This is a genomic window from Streptomyces sp. CB03234 (assembly GCF_001905885.1).
Lineage (GTDB): Bacteria > Actinomycetota > Actinomycetes > Streptomycetales > Streptomycetaceae > Streptomyces.
On the sequence record NZ_LIYH01000003.1, the window covers coordinates 222937 to 240585 of the forward strand.

The window sequence follows — 17649 nt, forward strand, 5'->3', positions numbered from 1 at the left end:
TCCGCTGCTGGAAGCAGGTCCGCCACGTCCGGCTTCACGTACCACTTCTTCGTCGTCTTCACGCTGGTGTGCCCGGCCCACATGGCAAGCAGGTGATCTGGCACCCCGTTGTTCGCCAGGTAGGTCAAGCACGACGCCCGAGCATCGTACAGACGGACCCTACGAAGGCCGTTTCCGTCCATGATCTTGTAGGCCCGCACCCGGAGCTGCCGACCGTTCAGCGCCGCGCCGAGTTCATCCACGAGCACGTATCCGCCGCTCTCGTACCCTTCTCCTGCCTCGCCTGCGTAGCCCGGAACGCCCTCAGCGCCTCACGCACGAGTGCCGGAAGCGGCAGCACGCGTTCGCCCGCCATGCTCTTGGTGTCCTTCTCCACCACGGTGCGGTTACCCATCAGGGTCCGCGTGTTGGCGACGCTGAGCGTGGCTGCCCCCAGGTCGATGTCCGACCACTGTATGCCGCAGACCTCCGCCGGACGGAGCCCCATCAGGGACAGCAACAGCGGCGCGTACAGGCGGTCCCCTTCATCGCAGTGATGAAAGCACCCACCTCCGTGGCATTCCACGGCATGACGACCGCCTTCGTCTTCCGCTCCGCCTTGCGTGCCTTCAGCGGAATGTGCACTTCGCTCGCCACATTCACGGTCAACAGGCGGCGCGTGACGGCCCGGTTCAGGGCGTCCTTCAACCTGGCCAGGCTCATGTGCGCCCATCGCATCCAATCGTCGTGGGCTCCAAATCCTCGGCCTTCATCGCAAGCCACTGGTCAAGCCACTCATTCACGGTGACCTTGTTGGGCGGAACGAAGGTGCCTTCGTGGCGTTTGCTGGTGATACGCGCATATTCCGTCTTCGCTTCCGGGCAGCTTCTTGACCGGTTCCGGCACGTTAGTCTTCCAATTCTTCGAAGCGGTCGAAGTGGCCACAGACGCGGGAGCTGCTGCTGGTTCTAGTGCTGATAATGAAAGCCAAGAACGGGTGATGAAGCCCGCATCTCGACTCTTCCATTGGGTTGCAACTCCTCCGAAAGGCAGACATGAAGCCGCGTTGACTTCTGTCAATGGACACAACTGATCGAGCTCCCTTCGGCTCCACCGCCAAGCGCAGCCGAATGGAACTCACTCAACGGTCGCGACGATCGCCGGTTTGGCTAACCGGCGATCGTCGGCTATGTTGCGCGCCGCATCGGGTTGGCCCGACAGCGTCTTCGGCCAGCCTCAGCCAGGGAGCCAACCCGTTAGCGTGGAGTTCCCCTGGTTGCCAACGCCTGGCCGGTCGGCGAGCCAGGCCGCGATGCTGGATGCCTCCCGGTCGGGCAGCAGGTCGATGGAGCGGCGGGTCTCGATGTCGACGAGGACGGTTCCGTAGTGGCGGCCCTTGGGGGTGGCGTACTCGTCGACGCCGACCACACGCGGGGCGGCCACCTCTGGCTCGGGAGGAGCATCGACCAGCCGGAGCACCGTGCTGCGACTGACGGACATCCCGAGGACGCGGGCGATGCGGGCTCCGGTCCGGCCCGCGAGGGCCAGACCGATCGCGGCCAGGGACAAGCGCAGCCGCTCGGTTCGCTGACTGTGTCGGCGCGTCAGTCCGGGTATCTGCTCGACGAAGGTACGACGCACGCACCCCGAGTTCCCGCAGGCAAACCGACGGACCCTCAGCTGAAGAACAACACTGCGTCCACCGCTCGGGACATCAGCGGGAAACCGCAGGTAAGAACCATGAATCCGGTTCGACCAGACCCCGCAGGCCGGGCACACGGCGCCGTTCGCGATGCATCGCGCGTCAACGCGTACGATCGCGACGGGCAGCGTGCCGCAGCCGTGCCGCCGCGGTGGTGCGTTTCTCCCTACTGACGTCGGACAGTGGCCGACTTGACTGAGTGTTGGCCGTTGGCGAGGAAGGCTTCGGTGATGGGCCGGGGGTGCCGTGTCGAGCTGCGTCACCGTGCCAGCGCCGAGCTCCCGGGCAGGAGCCGGCCATACGCCGGAGCCCTCCTCGCCGAAGAGGATTGCACAATGCAAAGGAGGAGTCCAGGGTGCGGTTTCGGCGCGCCTCACCACCTGTCCCCGAATTGCCTAGGCCGAGGTCACGGCCGCCTCGACCTCCTGGAAGGTTTCGACGTCGACGAGTCCTGTGTCCTCCAGGACCTCCATGTGGTCCAGGACAGTCTGGTTGGCCTGGCGAGCGTGCCGACGGATGAGGTCGTTCTGTGTCGCGGCTCGTACTTCTCCGATGGTGGCGAAGATCTTGCCGTGTGAGGCGCGGAGCAGGTTGGCGAAGAGGCGGTCGAACTCGGCTCCGCGGGCGTTCTCCAGTTGCCGGACGAAACCCTGCTGCTCCTCGGTGGCCTGGTCTGGCAGGGCGACGCCGAGGATCCTGGCATCTTCGCGGACAAGTTGGTCCAGCTTGCTGTGCCCGTCGATCAAGTGGAGGCCGGCGCGCTTGACCGACTCGCTCGAGGCGTGCGTCTGAGCCAGCCGTCCCGCGGGAATTTCCCATAGTCCCGCCTGCCGGACCTTGACGAGGAAGGTGCGGTCCACGTCGGTCACAGCCTGGGGTCCGCTGGGTGTGCCTTGGGTTCCGGTGGTGTCGGAGTGGCTGCTGCCGTGGTGCGCCATTCCTGCGGCCGCCGGGCTGGCCGAGGCTTCGCCACCGCCGCTTCGTACGGAGATCAACAGTGTGGTGACGGCGGCACAGATCGCTACGACGATCGCCACCGTTCGCATTGCGGTCAGGGGCCGGATTGCCTTTCGGCTCGGGCGCATGATGCCTCCTTCTCTGACTTGGAGAGCTGTTCGTTCATATCGCCCGGAAGCTGTTGTCGCGGCTGGCACGGCGCGCAGCAGGAGGTACGGATGCCTGCGCCGAGATGTTCAATGGCCTTCTCGCCCAGGGCCGCACAGGCGCACGAAGAGCACGGACGCGTCCGTCCCACGCATTTCCTCCATGGAATCGTCGAGCAACCCCATGAAGACGCAGAGGCGTTTGGTCAGTCGGGGGCGTGCCATGGCGTAACGGGCCATGATCCGGTCGCCTTCAGCGGTCGGTACGAAATGCGCCGTGACGGCGTGGTAGCGACTGCCGAACTGGATGGTGACTTTGGGCGTCATGCGCAGATCGCGGTACCACTCGGCGGTGGGGTCGACGCGGGATGCCATCGTCCACGCAGGGACCTGAGGGTCGTGCGCAACGACTTCCAGCACGGCCTTCCGCGTCACCCCGCTCGTGCGGTGTGCATACATGAGCAGCAGGTGCCTGCCGAAGAGCGATCCCAGGCCGATCCGATACAGGTGTAGGGGCGCCCTGTGGAGCCGATTGCGCCATCCGGCCAGAGGCTTGGAACGGTGCGGCTCGGTACGCGGTGGTGTCATAGCTCGTGCCTTTATGTGCTGGTCGACTGCGGTTCGGTAACAGGCAGTGGAAGGATGCTTCGGCCCGGAAAGTTTTGCATAGGCTAAAGTTCTGGGTCGTCTGCGACGAAGTGCCAGGCGGCTGGGGAAGTGACGGGCACAGCAGTTCAGATCGGGGGTGCGGTCTTGGCCGAAGCGGCGCTGCGGCGTTCTTCCCTGCTGCCGGTGATGCCGTACATGGTCATGGCGCTGGTCGCGGTCATCGACGTCACCGCTGGACCCGCGGTCGGTTTCCTGCCACTGGTGTCCTTGGGGCCGGCCTTCGCGGGACTGGTCGGCGGGTGGAGACGAACGGCAGTCATCGGTGGTCTCGCGCTGTTCCTCTGCCTCGGACTCGCGTGGTACGACGGGCTACTCCCCGGACGCCGGGGCTTCACCGCGCTTGCCTCGGTGGCCGGAGTGACGGGAGCCGGTCTGCTTGCCGCGATCATGCGGCAGCGGCGGGAAGCCGAGTTTGCCGGTGTACGGGCGATCGCGGAGGTGGCCCAGCGGGTACTGCTGCGGCCCGTGCCATGCAGGGCTGGCCGTCTGCGCGTGGCGGTGTCGTACAACTCGGCGCTTGCGGGTGCCCGCATCGGGGGGGACCTGTACGAGGTCGTAGCCTCCCCCTCGGGCGTCCGGGTGATCGTCGGAGACGTTCAGGGAAAGGGCCTGGAGGCGGTCGAGACGGCGGCCGTGGTGCTGGGTGTCTTCAGAGAGGCCGCCCACGACGAACCGGATCTGCGAAGCATTGGCCTCCGGCTCGAGCGGGCCGCCGATCGGGAGCTGTACGGCGAGAAGTTCGTGACCGCCGCGCTGGCCGAAGTGGGCGATGACGGACGCGTCACCTTGCTGAACTACGGACATCCGTCACCCGTGGTGGTACGCCTGGACGGAACGGTGCGCCTCGCCGAACCGCCCCGCAACGCGCTGCCCCTCGGTCTCGGCGTACTGGGCACGCAGCGACCGGAGCCGTACGAAACGGACCTCGCCACCGGTGACCAGATGCTGTTCTACACCGACGGCGTCACGGAAGCCAGGGACCGCAGGGATCGCTTCTACCCGCTGACGGAGCGGGCTCTACTGCTCATGGCACCGGACCCGGAGACGGCGCTTGAGAGGTTGCGCACCGACTTGGTTGCGCACGTCCAGGGACCTTTGCAGGACGACGCTGCCATGCTGTTGTTGAGGTACCAGGAGGGCTGATACCGAAGTCGGGCCGTCCCGCCGCGGGGGCGGACGCAGCGTCACGACAGAGACACGGTAGAAATGGGGGCATGGCCGAGCGAACGCAGCCCCCGCAGGGCATTGACGACGTCGATGCGGTGACCCGTGCGGTCCTGACCGCATCACGCCTGCTGGTTGCGGTCTCAGCGCGCTCTCTGGCCGCCGTCGAAGACCGGGTGACGCTGGCCCAGTTCCGTCTGCTGGTCGTCCTGTCCACACACGGCTCGGCCAAGCTGGTGGTACTCGCCGACCGGCTTGGAGTCAATCCATCGACCGCGATGCGCATGATCGACCGGCTGATCGCGGCGGGACTCGCGGACCGACAGATCAACCCCGCCAACCGTCGCGAAACCGTCTTGCAGCTTACTGACGAGGGCCGTCGGCTCGTTGAGCACGTCACATCCAAACGCCGGCAGGAGATCGCCACGATCGTGGAGCGCCTGGCACCCGAACAACGCTCCGCATTGATCGACGCGCTCACCGCGTTCACCGAGGCAGGCGGCGAGCCGCCCGTGGAGGCGGGTGAAAGGGGGCCGCTTCATCCGCTCGGCTGGGCGGATATTCCCACAGGCCGGGACGAGTGAGCGGCTACTCCGGCCCACTTCCTCTGTATTACTCGAAGCACCCTCCCACGCGGAAGACCTCTTACCACGTCCAGCCTTCTTGGCTGCCCGAACCTTCCGGCCCACCGCATGGGCGCCGAAGGAAAGTAGCTCCGGCGCCCATGCGAATCCCGTGAGCGGCTGGCTATCGCGTGGAGAATGAGCCTGCGACCCAGCCGGAGCCTCCCTTTGCGGATGGCGTCCAAGTCAGGGGAACGATGCACTCACCCATCCCATCCCCAGCAGGGTCACGAATACGTCGACCAGGCGGATGGTGGTTACCGTTGCATTCCGTGGGTCCATGAAAGACGCGTAGCAGTTGTAGCTTTTGGCGGCTACAATCCCGACGATCAAGCCCAAGATCTTCTTGCCCTCAGGGTCGTTTGCGGCGTAAGCCACGTCCCTATCCGCTCCAGATCATCATCCATCAGAACCCAGCGCCCCGGTCGTGGGCAACGGAAGCCGGTCCCGCCAACTGGTCCGACAGCCGCCGAACCGCCCGCATTCGGATGTCGTGCTGCCCCCGACTACAACCGAGCCAGCCCGAACATCAGCACCAGCAGGCCGATCACGATCCACAGAAATCCGGCCATTCTTAGCAGGCGAACTCTCCTCGGACGCGCCGCAACAGCGATCCCGGCAACGAGGCATACCGACCCGAATACCACATGAAACCCCGTGACGACGGCCGCCATCATGAGAAGATGAGAAACACTACGCCGAATGAGGTGGCCAATACCCCGATCACCACGAAAAAGTAGCTCACCACACGGAACACCAAAGCGGTGTTTGCCTCACCCGGGGCGAGGTTGATGCGCGACTCCAGCATCCGGTCGGCAAAACCGCGATGATTTTTTACCATCGCCAAGGAAAACATCAGGCAACCGATGCCGATGAGCAGAGGGATGACCCTCATCTCGCACGTCCCTTTCGTCATTAACCACATTGACGCGCCGGCTTCGGCCCGCACACTTCGGTGGGCGGGTCGAAGCCGATGCTCAAGACTCAACTACATCCCAGGTTCCAGGAACATCCCCAGGTGTAGTTGATACCTGACTCGACGCCGCCCTCCATGCCGACCCCTCCTCCGGTCTGAAGACCCCAGACGGGCTCACCCTTGTCGTTCCTCACCCAGGATCCGTCGAGGTTGAACGAGCTCTCGTGGTTCACGACCGCTCCGACAATGTAGTGGCCCGAGACTTCCTTGTCCCAGCCCCATCCTCGGAGCTGGTTCAGCTTGTCCGCGTTGCTCGTCAGGACAGTGGCATCGCCAGAAAAGCCCGCTCCCACTCCGGACAGCGCAGGCGACAGACTCGCACCGAAGTCCCACTCGTCGTGAGAGTTTTTACCGGCAAGGAAGCACACTTCCAGTGTCCCCATCACCACAGCACCGCCGGAGCCGCTCAGACAGACTCCCATGGTGTTGGTCTCCGTGCCGACACCAACCACATCAAGAACTTGGTCGAACCAGCCCTTCTTCGGTTCCGGCTTCGGGGGCGGGCCAGGGTTCGGAGGCGCTTGCGGCAGCCAGCCGGCCGGGGCGGGCGTGGCCGGCACGGTGATGTTGCGGCGGCCACCGGTTCCGCCGCTGGTGTGGAGACCGGTGGGCTTGCCGTTGCTGTCGACGAGCGGAGGGCGCTTACCGCAGCGGCACGCGCGGTTGCCGTCGTTGCTGCTCGGCTGCGGCTTACGCGTCGACGGCAGGTGGACCGGGATGCCGCCGCGGCATTCGATCAGCCCCTGCATGCACTCCGGCACCGCAAGCCCGGTGGCGTCGGTGAACGTCGTCGGGTTGTTGTTGGCGTAGGCGTACCCGTTCAGGCAGACGATTTCCTGGGGCAGTCCGCCGAGTGCCGGCTGCGTGCTGTTCTGCAGGGTGCCGTCGAGGCGGTAGCTCGTGGCGAGGTCGATGGTCGCCGGGGCCCCGGCGGCGACGAGCGGCTCGTCGGCCGGCAACTGAGCCGCGTACCGGTGGGGCGGGAGAGGTTGTCATAGGCGGTGACCGACTTGGTGTACGCCCGTCCCGCCTTGCCTCCGACGTAGCGGGTGCTGGAGGCAGGCAGCCCCTTGAGAACCGTGTCGTAGGTGGAGGAGGTCAGTTGCTTGGCGTCGGTCTTCTCACCGGACCAGGTGCCGATGCCGCGCCCGAGTTCGTCGTACTCACTCAAAATGCTCCTGCCGCGTGAGTCCGTGGCTTTGATCACCCGGTCCAGGACGTCGTAGCCGAGGGTGGTCCGGCCCTTGTCCGGGTCGTGGGAGGTCATGAACCGACCGAACAGGTCATAGGCGCTGGTCCAGGTTGTGCCGTCGGGGCCGGTGGTCGACTTCTTCTTGCCGTCGAGGTCGTAGGCGAACGCGGTAGTGGTGTAGCCGTTGCCGAGGCTGCCGCCGAACTGGGTGTCCGCCGGGCTCGCGCCCGCATAGCTCCGGGTCTCGGTCGTGCGGCCGCGGGCATCGGTGATCGTCCGGCTGGCCGTGCCGCCCTGGAGAGCAGTGGTCGCGGTGGAGTCACCGGTGTAGGACGTCGTTGTCGACCACTTCTTCACGCCGTACACGTAGAGCGTGCTGGTGGTGGCGCGCTCCGCCCCGTCGTAAGCGGTCTCGGTCTGCTTCGGCGCCCCGCCGTATTCGGCGCGGGTGTAGGTGCCGTTGGGGAGAGTCGTGTTGTCGTAGATGTCCTCGTACGTCTCGTAGGCCAAGCCACGGGAGTCGTACCGCGTGTCGGTCAGCAGTCGTCCGCCCAGCGGAGTGGGCGACTGGGTCTGGACGGCTCGCAGCAGTGCGTCGTAGATGGCGTAGGTGGTGTTGTAGGTCTGCCCGTCCGCCTTCAGGGTCCCGGTCGAGACCCAGGACGCTTTGGCGTTGGAAAGGAAGTACCGGTACTGGTAGTTGGGGCTGTCACCGGCGGCCTTGTTGCGATTGGGCAGCCAGACATCTGTCCGGCGGCCAAGAGCGTCATAGGCGGTTTCGGTCTTCTTCAGGTTGGCGTCGTACACCCGGTTCGGCTGGCCGCGCCGTGGGTCGATGAAGCTGGTAGTCCTGTGGCCCTTGGCGTTTGTGACGATCGTTTTCGTCAGCGGTCCCGCCGTGGTTGGCGTGTAGGCAGTCGAGGTGACCTTGCCCGCGGCGTCGGTGACGGTCAGCGGGCGGCCGAGTGCGTCGTGAGTTGTCGTTGCGACGGTCTGCCAGCTGGGTGTGGTGGCGCTGTAGCCCTTGGCCCGGCCGGTCCACGTCGCCAGCCCCTTGGTCGGCTTCATGGTCGTCGACCAGGCGACACCGTCGTATGCGGTGGCGGTGTCAGACAGGACATCGCCACGGCGTGTGGTGTCTGCCGGCAGGTCGAGGGACGTGTCGGCGACATCGCACTTCTTGCCGACCGTGCGTGTACGGGAGATGAGGTTCGTCAGCCCCGCCGCGTCATCGCGCGCGTACCAGGTACGGGTGCAGGTCTCATCCCCGGTCTTGGCATCATCGCCGAGATCGTCGACACGGTAGGGGTGTCCGTAGTTGTCGTATGCGGTCTGGACTGTGCGGGACCGCCAGCTGCCGGATGCTGTGAGGTAGGTGTGGCTGGTGTTCTTGGCTACCCGAACGTAGCGGGCCACGGCGTCGGGCGCATCGGGCTGGCTCTGGCGTGCGGTCTCCTTCGACCACGGCTCGTTGGACTCCGCGGAGATGGCTGTGGAGCCGTTGTAGGTCACTCGCTGGCGCAGTTGGCCGGCGTACTGGTCGCTGTCCTTAAGGGTGGCGAGGCCCAGAGCGGGGGTGGTCAGGGGAGCGATGCTGACCGTTTTTGTCGTGCCGTCCTTGTTCTTGTCGCCGTCCATGCCCTGCATGTAGAGGGAGACGGTCTTGGAGCGGGTGGCGTCCTTGGCACCGTTGTAGACGGTGACCTGCCGGTAGCCACGCCACTCGGACCAGGTGCGTTCATCCTTGGGCGAGAACGGACTGTCGCTGTGGCTCCATGCCGCACCGCTGTAGACGTACTTTTGCTCGAGCACATCGTTCCGTCCCGCTGGGTCCGAGGTCGTCACGGCCAGCACCCGGTACTTGTGGAACCAGTCGATGGAGGCTTCGCTCGCGCCGTTGATGTTCCAGTACTGAGGGAAGCAGTTGCGGGTGTTGGTGTCCTCGGCGGTGCCCGTCACCTCGCTGCGCACGCATTCCGGGGCGGAGAGGGTGACCGTGGTGATGGCCCCTGTCTCGGAGGTGATCGTGGAGACGCGGGGTCGGGTCAGAGGGAGGATGTCGTCAGTGCCGTCGACCCGGTTCTGCCGCATCTGGTACGTGAACTGGATCGGGTCCATCGCGATGGCGGAGCCGGCCTTGCCGGTCCGCTTGATGGACTTGAGCGTCAGGACGTGGTCAGAGGTGTCTCCGATGTCCCCGCCATCCAGGTACTGCTGAGTCAAGGCCCAGGAGTCCACCGGGTCGTAGGCGCTGCTGGTGGCGTTCCAGGAGAAGGTGTTGATGCCGGTGAGACGCTTGCGGGAGAAGAACGAGGGGCCGGTGCCCAGGCACGTCTCGTCTCCGCTGGAGCAGATGGCGTCGAAGGGGACATCCGGCCACTTGTCGGCGGTCTCCTTGGTCAGCGACGTGCAGTCCGCGGCGGTACAGCGCTCGGCATGGGAGAAGTCACCTTCGCGTCGGCGTCATCGACGAAGAGGGCGTCCTTGCGAAGCCCGTACTTGATCTCGGTCAGGTAGCCACCTCGTACGTAGGGAGCGTTGGCAGTGGTGGCCTTGTTCTTCTTGTAGTGGTTGATCTCCTTGGTGTACCAGTAGGTGGCGGCGTTGCCGGAGGTGTCCTCGACGTAGTCGAGGTTCCAGCGCCATGCCTGGGTCAGCGACCGGCCGGAGAAGCTGGTGCCCTCGGAGTAGCCGGGGTCGCCGGAGTCGTCACGCCATGGGTGATGAACCAGGAGCCGTCGCGGCCGCCGAGGAGCAGCCGGAGCTGACGGAGGCGCAGCAGGCGCAGAGCAGCCGAAGGCGCGGCTTGTGGCCGAGTTTGAAGCGGGGCTGCCGTTCTGGCGGCAGGCGGCCGAGGCAACCGACGCCACGCCCTTCCTCGGACACCTTCGCTCGGTGGAGAACCACTCCGGAAACGCGCACACCCGGCGGATCCGCGCTCTCCTGAACCTTCCCGCTGCCCCGTCCGCGCCAGGCGGGGCAGCGGCAGCGCCGGTGCGAAACACGGCGCTCCACTGATCGCGTACCCAGGAGATCTCACGCCACAGAACGCCCCGACCCCTCTTGTCTGCAGCGATGGGTAAATCGATCATCGGTTGGGCGTGAAACGTGTACTGGCCCGGCGGCGACTCCAGAACGACAGGCGGTGCGGGTCGGCTCGGACGTGGCTTGCATAATGCAAGCATGAGCAGCGGCAGACACAGAGCCCACCGGGCACCCGGGAAACCGATCCGTTCGGTGTTGTGGGGGCCGGCTGCCTACGACGGCCGGCCGCCCGGCTGGCTGGTCGTGGAGGGTCTGACCGTGGGAGTCGTCGGCGCGGCCGCCATTGCCACACCGGGGATCATCGGGGTCCTGGCCGATTCCGTGGCCTTGCGCACAGGAGAGGCGGGCGTCGTCGTCGCTGCCGGACTGGCGGTCTACCTAGCTGTCACCGGGGCAGGACGGGCACTGGTCGGAGTGGCGGCCGTACTTGGTGTCTTCTGGGGCCTGCTCACCCCGCGGGCCGTGACCGAAGCCGTACTGCTGTGGGACGGGGAGGTGCGCAGCGTCGTTGTGACATCCGTCGCCCCCATTGGCGATGCAACGACGGGCAGGCGCTATTGCTCGGTGCGGCACATGGACGGCACACCGGTCTCCGTGAGGATATGGAGGGGGTGCGAGAGGACGACGGGCCCGGGAGACCACATCAGCCTGGTGTCCGACCCCAAAGGGCGGGTTCCCCCGAGGGGAGTGCCTGCCTCTGGTTCTCTGGCTCAGCCGTTGACGGAGACGGCCGGCACCGGTCTGCTACTGGTCACTGTCAGCGCGGTGGCGGCTGTCCGCTCCTACCGGCTCGCCCCCGACAGTCACCCGATGCCTGCGCCCGACGCCCCCCAGCCCGCCTGACCCGCTACGCGGTCATGTCCGCGCGACCGGACGGTGCCACAGGACCGAGTGCAGCGCTTGCTGAGTCCCACAGCGGCCGGTCATTGCCCGTTACCGGCAGCGTGGCACCACCGCAGGTGCCCGGCAGGCTCCTGTTATGGATGCGGAAGGCCCCTGTAAAGTCCGCTGCGGTGTGCCGGGAAGCCTGGTCGGCGAAGTGTTGCCCTTGCGGCCCAGGTGATCCCGTACGTCGAAGTCGGTGATCGCGCATGCCTTCTCGTTCGGCAGGGCCTCGTCGTACATGCCTCCGACCGCGCGCAGGCCGGGCTGCCGCTCCCGCCAGACCGCCGTGATCTCGTCGGCGCCGGTGCCCACGGGGGTCAGCACGCCCCAGCCGGTGATCGCGAGCGTGCTCATCCCACCCACAGAGATCCGGCACGGGAGACCGCGGATACGCCGGATCCAGCCGTATTCGTCGGGGCCTTCCCCGTATCTGGAAGGGGAAGCGGGTACGGGACCACGCCGATGCACCGAACGGCGGGCGGCTGGGCCGGCGGATCAGGGGCAGACGAAGGAAATGGCCGAACTTTCACAGTCGTTGCAACAGACCATGCGACGTAGGCGCCTGAACGCGCAGGCTCTCGCCGACCGCACCGGCATTCGCACCCCGCGGATCCGCGTCTTCGCCGAGGAAGGCGCCCACGGCCCCGTACGGCCCACCCGGCTGGAACTCGCCGAACTCGCGGACGCTCTGGCACTCCCCCTGTCCGCCGTCCTGGAAGCCGCCCGCACACCGGCTGCGGCCTGACCCGATCCGGCCAGGAGACGAAGGAGAGGAAGCGCGGGCGCATGGGTCGAGTGCGCCCCGGCGGCTCCGTCCGGTGACCGTCCCGGCCTCCCCGCGGCAGGACCACCACAGGTTGCGTCACGGAGGTGGAAACGTTTTTCCAGCCCGCCCGCACGCCGGCCTGGAGTCGTGCGCCCTTCTCCGGCACCCCCTGACTGGCCGTGAGATGACATGATCACTTGTTTATTGCATATTGTCTGATTTTCTAAGGCGCCCTTGTCATACTGCCCGGTTCTGCACCTAGCTAGATGCCGTGCCCGCTTCCCGCCCCGGGTTCCCATGAGCCTTGGGCAGGCCGGCAGTGAACCGGCGCCTCCGTGCGCCGGCGGCCAGGGGGTGGGCATGAAACCTGAACCTGAGGAGAGGTCATGAAGAAGGCTTACGAAGCGCCGACGCTCGTCCGTCTCGGTACGTTCCGCAAGAAGACCGGGCTGCTCAACAGCTCCGGCAACGACCGGCTCGTCCTGAGCAAGAACTGACGACCGACGGTTTCTGACCTGACGTCATGACTGAACTGCACGCAAGTGCGGGGACGGGCCCCGGCGACGCGCACTTCGCGGTCTTCACCGACCGCGAGGACGCGGCCGCCGTGGCCCGCTCCTTCGCCCTCCCCGGTACGCGAACCCTCCAACACGCCTCCGGCCGCCCCTGGTTGGTCGGACAGTGGGACGACCAGGAGCTCGTATCCGCGCACACCCGTCGTGCGGCCCTGGCCGTCATCGGCTGCTGCCCGGTCGATGCCGCCGAACTGGAGCGCCACGCGGGACGGCTGCGCGATCTGGCGGAACTGGACGCGCTGGCCCGGTCCCTGCCCGGGAGCTTCCACCTCGTCGCCACCCTCGACGGCCGGCTGAGGGTGCAGGGCACAGCGTCGGGGCTCCGGCTGGTCTTCCACGCCGCCGTGGACGGCGTACAGGTGGCCGCCACCCGCGCCGACGTACTCGCCGACGCGCTCGGCACCGCTCCCGACGAGCAGCGGCTCGCGGTACGGCTGCTGTGGCCGGTGCCCTATCCGTTGTTCGAGGCGTCGCTGTGGCGTGACGTCACGGCTGTTGCCCCGCATGACGCGCTGGTCATCGGGGCGGACGGGCACAGCGCACGTCACTCGCGGTGGTGGACACCGCCGGAGCCGGTCCGCACGCTCGCCGACGGCGCCCCGCTGGTCCGCGAAGCCCTCACCGAGGCGGTCGGCGCCCGCACCCGCCACGGCGGTGTGGTCAGCTGCGACCTGTCCGGAGGGCTGGACTCCACCTCCATCTGCTTCCTGGCGGACCGCTCCCCCGCCCGCGTGGTGGCCAGCACCTGGCCGGGGCGCGATCCGGCCGACACCGATCTGTACTGGGCCGAGCAGGCGGCGAAGCACCTGCCGGACGTCGAGCATGTCGTGTGGGACGCCGATGCCTCGCCGCTGGTCTACGACGATCTGCTCGCCATCGACGACCTGCTGGACGAGCCCACCATCGGCGTCATGGACCGTTCGCGGGTGCTGCACCACCTGCCCGGCATGGCGGAGCGGGGCAGCCGGCTGCACCTGACGGGCATCGGGGGCGACCACGTCGCGTGGTGCTCGGAGGCGTACTACCACCGGCTGCTGCGTACGCGTCCGCTGTTCGCGCTGCGGCAGTTGCGGGGTTTCCGGGCGCTGTGGCAGTGGCCGCTCGGCGGCACCGTCCGTGCGCTGGCCGACTCACGGCCGTACGGGAAGTGGCTCGCCGATCGCAGTGGCAGGCTGCGCGACCCCGTCCCCGCCACGGTCACCACCAGCCTCGGATGGGGCATGCCGCCCCGTCTCTTCGACTGGGTGACGCCCGACGCGGAACGGCTGGCGCGGCGAGCCCTGCGCGAGGCGGCCGCGACGGCCACACCGCTGCACCCGGACCGCGGCCTGCACACCGACCTGGAACAGATCCGTTCCTGCACCCGCATCATCCGCCAGTGGGACCGGATGGCGGCCCGCGCCGGCGTACCGATGGCCTCGCCGTTCCTCGACGACCGCGTCATCGAGGCGTCCCTCGCCGTACGGCCGAGCGAGCGCGTGTCGCCCTGGCAGTACAAGCCCCTCCTGACCGCCGCCATGCGCGGGATCGTGCCCGAGGTCTGCCTGCGGCGCACCAACAAGGCCGCGGCCTCCATGGACGCCGCCGACGGACTGCGCCGGCACCGCGCCGACCTGCTGGCCATGTGGGAGGACTCACGGCTGGAGCAGCTCGGCCTGGTCGACGGGGAGGCCCTGCGCGGCCTCGCCCAGCGGCCCTCCACCCCCGCTCTGCGCGACGCCGTCCTCTACTCCACGATCGCCACCGAAGTATGGCTGCGTGGTCTGTCCCGCACTCCCACCCGCACCCGCACCCGCACCCGTTAGGCCCGCCTCGGAGAAAGGCAGCACACACCATGGCATTGCGGTTCCGCCCCGATGTCTCCACCGCGGAGACCCAGTACGGCACGGTCCTCCTGGACGAGCGCAGCGGGAACTACTGGGAACTCAATCCCACCGGCACCCTGGTGGTGAAGACCCTCCTCGGGGGCGGCGACGAGACATCGGCCGTCGAGGCGCTGCTCGCGGAGTTCGACATCGACCGGGTCCGCGCGGAGCAGGACGTCACGGCTCTCGTACAGGAGCTGCGGACGTCGGGGCTGGCCTCATGACGACGCCCAGCGCGCTGGAACGGCCCATCGGCGTTCCGTTCACCCGGCGTCTGGCCGCCCGCCTCGTACTGCTTCCCGCCGTCGCGCTGTCGCTGCTGTCCCCGCGCCGGATCCGCGCCGTGCTCGGTGTCGTACGCCGCGGAGCCGCGCCCGCCACGGCCGCGCAGGCGCAGAACGCCCGGGACGCGATGTGCGCGGTCAGCCTGCTGTGCGCCGGGCCGAAGGGCTGTCTGCCCCGTTCGCTGGGCGCGGCCCTGCTGTGCCGGCTGACGGGCAGTTGGCCCACGTGGTGCACAGGGGCGAGCGTGGTGCCCCCCTTCAACGCGCATGCCTGGATCGAGGCGGAGGGCCGGCCCATCGGCGAAGGCGTGCCCGACGACTACTTCAGGCGGCTGCTGGCGGTGGGGCCCGTGACGGCGAACCGGCCGCCCAGCCCATGACGGGTCCCCGGGCGGAGGTGCCGGACCGCTCGACACGGGCCGCGGTGGCCACCATGTACCGGCTGACCACCGGGCACCGGACCTCCATCGTCGTGGCCACCGTGCTCACCCTCGTGGGCTCCGCACTGGGGCTGGCCCAGCCGCTCGTCGCCAAGCAGATCGTGGACATGAGCGGCCACGGACGGGTGTTCTGGCCCCTGCTGCTCCTCCTGGCCGTGCTGTTCGTCACCGAAGCGGCCACCGGCGCCATCGGCCGCTTCGTCCTGGAACGCATGGGTGAAGGGGTCGTACGACAACTCCGCCACGGGCTGGTGGGACGGCTGCTCAGGCTGGAGATGAGGGAGTACGACCGGCACCGCAGCGGCGATCTGATCTCCCGCGTGACCGCCGACACCACCCTGCTCAGGGAGGTGGTGTCCCAGGCCCTCGTCGACCTGGTGACCGGGGCGCTCGTCGCGGCCGGTGCGGTCGCCCTGATGCTGTGGATCGACCCGCTGCTGCTTGTCCTGGTCACCCTGACCGTGGCGACCGCGGCGGCGGTCGTGGCGTCGCTGCTGAAGGGCATCCGGGCCGCCTCGGAACACATGCAGAACTCCGTCGGCGCGATCGCCGCCGACCTCGAACGCGCGCTGGGCGCACTGCCGATGGTGCGGGTGCACCGCGCCGAGGAACGTGAGGCGCGGCGCATCGGCGAGCGCATCGAGTCCGCTCACGACGCGGGCGTACGGACCGCGAGACTGGCCTCCGTGATGAGCCCGGCGGTCGAGCTCGCCGTCCAGGGCTCCTTCCTGCTCGTCCTGGTCATCGGGGGCCTGCGTGTCACCGGCCACGCCAACTCCCTCGGCGATCTCGTGGCCTTCCTGCTCTATGCCTCCTACCTCGTTCTGCCTCTGTCGTCGGTCTTCCGCGCGGTCGGCCTGATCCAGCGCGGGATGGGTGCCTACCAGCGCATCGAGCACGCGCTGTCACTGCCCGCGGAGCCCTCACTGCCCCGCAGGCCGGCCGTACGGGCGCGTACGCGCGAACCGGCTCGGCAGGCCGCCGCGGACGAGGAGCCCGCCCTCGCCCTGCGGGACCTCACCTTCGGCTACGACCCGGACCGGCCGGTCCTGCGCGGCGTCACCCTCACCGTCCCGCACCGGCGCCAGACGGCCCTGGTGGGCCGGTCGGGAGCCGGAAAAAGCACGATCTTCGCCCTGGTGGCCAGGTTCTACGAGCCGGATTCGGGAGCCCTGCTCTTCGACGGACGGCCCGCCTGCGAACTGACCCGTGCCGAGTGCCGCGCACGCATCGCCGTCGTCGACCAGAACACCCATGTCGTCCACGGCACCCTGCGCGACAACATCACCTACGCCGTACCGGACGCCCCGGAGGCCGAAGTACGGCGCGTCGTCGAACTCGCCCAGCTCGACGATGTCGTACGCCGGCTGCGCGGCGGCCTGTCCGGTCTGCTCGGCGAGCGCGGCAGCACCCTCTCGGGAGGTGAGCGCCAGCGCGTCGCCCTGGCCCGCGCCCTGCTCGGCCGCCCCCAACTCCTCCTGCTCGACGAGCCCACGTCCCACCTCGACGCCATCAACGAAACCGCGCTCACCAAGGTGATGAAGGACATCGCGGGGGAATGCGCCCTGCTGGTGATCGCGCACCGCCTCTCCACCGTCCAGCACGCCGACCAGATCGTCGTACTCGACAACGGCCGAACCACCGCCTGCGGACGCCACGAGGAACTGCTCACCTGCAGCCCCACCTACCGCGAACTGGCGGCCGGGCAGATGCTCCGCCCGGCCGCGGCCCCACCACCCCCTGCGGCGACCGCCCGGACGCGGCCGCACGGAAAGCGGTGAACGGGCGCGACGGCGCGAGGATGAGCCCTGGCGGTCAGGGGGTCGCGGTCGAGACGACGTAGACGCGCGGGGCGGCCGGGTCGGTGAGGTCGACGGTGATGTCCTGGGTGGGGCGCGGGTCCTTCTGGCGGTGCGTGGTGGCGGACCAGTCGCGGCCGGCGGGGAACGTCCAGCCGACGGTGCGGGCGTCGCGGTCGCTGATGGTGATGTCCTTGGCGTCGAGCGCGGCGCGGCTCGTCCCGACGTCGTTCAGGAAGTCGTCCAGTCCGGTGCCGTCGGTGGTGAACTCGACGTACAGCCTGCTCGACTTCCAGTTGCTCGTCTCGAAGTAGGCGACCTCGGTGGAGCCGGCCGGGATGGGGACCTCGAAGACGCGGCGCTTCATCTTGGACGGCCAGCTGTCCCGGAGGCCGGTGACGGAGGACTCGGCCTCCTTGTCGCGGCCGCTGGCCCGGCTCTGCTGGGCGGAGATCACCAGATAGCCGGCCGGGATGCCGATGAGCAGCACGATGACGACGGCGGTCAGGATCCGGCGGCGGATCATGCGCCGCCGCTCCTCGGGGGACGCGGGCCGGTGCAGCACGGACGTCACTGACATGA

General features: G+C 68.0%; 18 protein-coding genes and 2 pseudogenes. 9 read left to right on the forward strand and 11 right to left on the reverse strand.

What is annotated here, in order from left to right; all coding sequences use genetic code 11:
• Nucleotides 1-217 precede the first annotated feature (217 nt).
• The 6 genes and pseudogenes from AMK26_RS36970 to AMK26_RS14230 form a co-directional block, all read right to left on the reverse strand.
• The gene (locus AMK26_RS36970) at nt 218-487 is read right to left on the reverse strand and encodes a hypothetical protein (protein ID WP_158071115.1); all 270 of its coding nucleotides are present in this window, start codon (nt 485-487) and stop codon (nt 218-220) included.
• On the reverse strand, nt 487-702 hold the full coding sequence (locus AMK26_RS36975) for a hypothetical protein (RefSeq protein ID WP_158071116.1): 216 nt from the start codon (nt 700-702) through the stop codon (nt 487-489). The genes AMK26_RS36970 and AMK26_RS36975 overlap by 1 nt, the downstream gene beginning before the upstream one ends.
• Before the next feature lie 513 nt (nt 703-1215).
• Nucleotides 1216-1620, reverse strand: coding sequence for a transposase (locus AMK26_RS14220; RefSeq protein ID WP_241837889.1), 405 nt, complete (start codon nt 1618-1620; stop codon nt 1216-1218).
• Nucleotides 1621-1647: 27 nt separating this feature from the next.
• Nucleotides 1648-2061 (reverse strand): annotated as a pseudogene (locus tag AMK26_RS38540) (hypothetical protein); the annotation flags it as partial.
• 15 nt (nt 2062-2076) lie between these two features.
• On the reverse strand, nt 2077-2766 hold the full coding sequence (locus AMK26_RS14225) for a DUF4142 domain-containing protein (protein WP_241837890.1): 690 nt from the start codon (nt 2764-2766) through the stop codon (nt 2077-2079).
• A gap of 108 nt (nt 2767-2874) precedes the next feature.
• A complete protein-coding gene (locus AMK26_RS14230; RefSeq protein ID WP_073754988.1) occupies nt 2875-3372 on the reverse strand; it encodes a nitroreductase/quinone reductase family protein in 498 nt (165 codons plus the stop codon).
• Nucleotides 3373-3537: 165 nt separating this feature from the next.
• On the opposite strand from AMK26_RS14230, the gene AMK26_RS14235 reads away from it, so the two are divergent.
• On the forward strand, nt 3538-4596 hold the full coding sequence (locus AMK26_RS14235; RefSeq protein WP_073755502.1) for a PP2C family protein-serine/threonine phosphatase: 1059 nt from the start codon (nt 3538-3540) through the stop codon (nt 4594-4596).
• Between the two features lie 71 nt (nt 4597-4667).
• Nucleotides 4668-5201, forward strand: a complete 534-nt coding sequence (locus AMK26_RS14240; protein ID WP_073754989.1) for a MarR family winged helix-turn-helix transcriptional regulator — start codon at nt 4668-4670, stop codon at nt 5199-5201.
• Between the two features lie 225 nt (nt 5202-5426).
• On the opposite strand, the gene AMK26_RS36655 is transcribed toward AMK26_RS14240, so the two are convergent.
• The 3 genes and pseudogenes from AMK26_RS36655 to AMK26_RS14250 form a co-directional block, all read right to left on the reverse strand.
• Complete coding sequence (locus tag AMK26_RS36655; RefSeq protein ID WP_143608520.1) at nt 5427-5618, reverse strand: hypothetical protein; 192 nt, start codon at nt 5616-5618, stop codon at nt 5427-5429.
• A gap of 295 nt (nt 5619-5913) precedes the next feature.
• A complete protein-coding gene (locus AMK26_RS14245) occupies nt 5914-6135 on the reverse strand; it encodes a hypothetical protein (RefSeq protein ID WP_143608523.1) in 222 nt (73 codons plus the stop codon).
• Nucleotides 6136-7043: 908 nt separating this feature from the next.
• A pseudogene (locus tag AMK26_RS14250) lies at nt 7044-10119 on the reverse strand (RHS repeat domain-containing protein); the annotation flags it as partial.
• A 472-nt stretch (nt 10120-10591) separates the two neighbouring features.
• Between AMK26_RS14250 and AMK26_RS14255 the strand changes: the two are divergent.
• A complete protein-coding gene (locus AMK26_RS14255; protein ID WP_241837891.1) occupies nt 10592-11296 on the forward strand; it encodes a hypothetical protein in 705 nt (234 codons plus the stop codon).
• A gap of 90 nt (nt 11297-11386) precedes the next feature.
• On the opposite strand, the gene AMK26_RS14260 is transcribed toward AMK26_RS14255, so the two are convergent.
• Nucleotides 11387-11692 carry a hypothetical protein gene (locus tag AMK26_RS14260; RefSeq protein ID WP_073754992.1) on the reverse strand — a complete coding sequence of 102 codons (306 nt, stop codon included), beginning with the start codon at nt 11690-11692 and terminating at the stop codon, nt 11387-11389.
• 193 nt (nt 11693-11885) lie between these two features.
• Here AMK26_RS14260 and AMK26_RS14265 point away from each other — a divergent pair, with 193 nt between their 5' ends.
• The 6 genes from AMK26_RS14265 (at nt 11886) to AMK26_RS14285 (ending at nt 17049) form a co-directional block, all read left to right on the forward strand.
• Nucleotides 11886-12083, forward strand: a complete 198-nt coding sequence (locus AMK26_RS14265; protein ID WP_241837892.1) for an XRE family transcriptional regulator — start codon at nt 11886-11888, stop codon at nt 12081-12083.
• A gap of 407 nt (nt 12084-12490) precedes the next feature.
• Nucleotides 12491-12601, forward strand: a complete 111-nt coding sequence (locus tag AMK26_RS36170; protein ID WP_107420947.1) for a keywimysin-related RiPP — start codon at nt 12491-12493, stop codon at nt 12599-12601.
• Between the two features lie 26 nt (nt 12602-12627).
• Entirely contained in the window at nt 12628-14484 is a 1857-nt protein-coding gene (locus AMK26_RS14270) for a lasso peptide isopeptide bond-forming cyclase (RefSeq protein WP_073754994.1), read from the forward strand.
• A gap of 29 nt (nt 14485-14513) precedes the next feature.
• Nucleotides 14514-14768 carry a lasso peptide biosynthesis PqqD family chaperone gene (locus AMK26_RS14275; RefSeq protein WP_073754995.1) on the forward strand — a complete coding sequence of 85 codons (255 nt, stop codon included), beginning with the start codon at nt 14514-14516 and terminating at the stop codon, nt 14766-14768.
• Nucleotides 14765-15208 (forward strand): lasso peptide biosynthesis B2 protein, encoded by a 444-nt coding sequence (locus AMK26_RS14280; protein ID WP_073754996.1) that lies wholly within the window; start codon nt 14765-14767, stop codon nt 15206-15208. Before AMK26_RS14275 ends, AMK26_RS14280 begins: the two co-directional genes overlap by 4 nt.
• Nucleotides 15205-17049 (forward strand): ABC transporter ATP-binding protein, encoded by a 1845-nt coding sequence (locus tag AMK26_RS14285; protein WP_073754997.1) that lies wholly within the window; start codon nt 15205-15207, stop codon nt 17047-17049. The genes AMK26_RS14280 and AMK26_RS14285 overlap by 4 nt, the downstream gene beginning before the upstream one ends.
• A gap of 34 nt (nt 17050-17083) precedes the next feature.
• On the opposite strand, the gene AMK26_RS14290 is transcribed toward AMK26_RS14285, so the two are convergent.
• Nucleotides 17084-17647: a hypothetical protein gene (locus AMK26_RS14290; protein WP_198944066.1), complete on the reverse strand. Its 564-nt coding sequence runs from the start codon at nt 17645-17647 to the stop codon at nt 17084-17086.
• Between the last annotated feature and the right edge of the window lie 2 nt (nt 17648-17649).

Excerpts from the sequence above, each read along its gene's own strand:
- AMK26_RS36970 (WP_158071115.1), bottom strand. The coding sequence starts at position 487 with ATGGGGCTCCGTCCGGCGGAGGTCTGCGGCATACAGTGGTCGGACATC.
- AMK26_RS36975 (WP_158071116.1), bottom strand. The coding sequence starts at position 702 with ATGAGCCTGGCCAGGTTGAAGGACGCCCTGAACCGGGCCGTCACGCGC.
- AMK26_RS14225 (WP_241837890.1), bottom strand. The coding sequence starts at position 2,766 with ATGCGCCCGAGCCGAAAGGCAATCCGGCCCCTGACCGCAATGCGAACG.
- AMK26_RS14230 (WP_073754988.1), bottom strand. The coding sequence starts at position 3,372 with ATGACACCACCGCGTACCGAGCCGCACCGTTCCAAGCCTCTGGCCGGA.
- AMK26_RS14240 (WP_073754989.1), top strand. The coding sequence starts at position 4,668 with ATGGCCGAGCGAACGCAGCCCCCGCAGGGCATTGACGACGTCGATGCG.
- AMK26_RS14245 (WP_143608523.1), bottom strand. The coding sequence starts at position 6,135 with ATGAGGGTCATCCCTCTGCTCATCGGCATCGGTTGCCTGATGTTTTCC.
- AMK26_RS14255 (WP_241837891.1), top strand. The coding sequence starts at position 10,592 with ATGAGCAGCGGCAGACACAGAGCCCACCGGGCACCCGGGAAACCGATC.
- AMK26_RS14260 (WP_073754992.1), bottom strand. The coding sequence starts at position 11,692 with ATGAGCACGCTCGCGATCACCGGCTGGGGCGTGCTGACCCCCGTGGGC.
- AMK26_RS14265 (WP_241837892.1), top strand. The coding sequence starts at position 11,886 with ATGCGACGTAGGCGCCTGAACGCGCAGGCTCTCGCCGACCGCACCGGC.
- AMK26_RS36170 (WP_107420947.1), top strand. The coding sequence starts at position 12,491 with ATGAAGAAGGCTTACGAAGCGCCGACGCTCGTCCGTCTCGGTACGTTC.
- AMK26_RS14270 (WP_073754994.1), top strand. The coding sequence starts at position 12,628 with ATGACTGAACTGCACGCAAGTGCGGGGACGGGCCCCGGCGACGCGCAC.
- AMK26_RS14275 (WP_073754995.1), top strand. The coding sequence starts at position 14,514 with ATGGCATTGCGGTTCCGCCCCGATGTCTCCACCGCGGAGACCCAGTAC.
- AMK26_RS14280 (WP_073754996.1), top strand. The coding sequence starts at position 14,765 with ATGACGACGCCCAGCGCGCTGGAACGGCCCATCGGCGTTCCGTTCACC.
- AMK26_RS14285 (WP_073754997.1), top strand. The coding sequence starts at position 15,205 with ATGACGGGTCCCCGGGCGGAGGTGCCGGACCGCTCGACACGGGCCGCG.
- AMK26_RS14290 (WP_198944066.1), bottom strand. The coding sequence starts at position 17,647 with ATGTCAGTGACGTCCGTGCTGCACCGGCCCGCGTCCCCCGAGGAGCGG.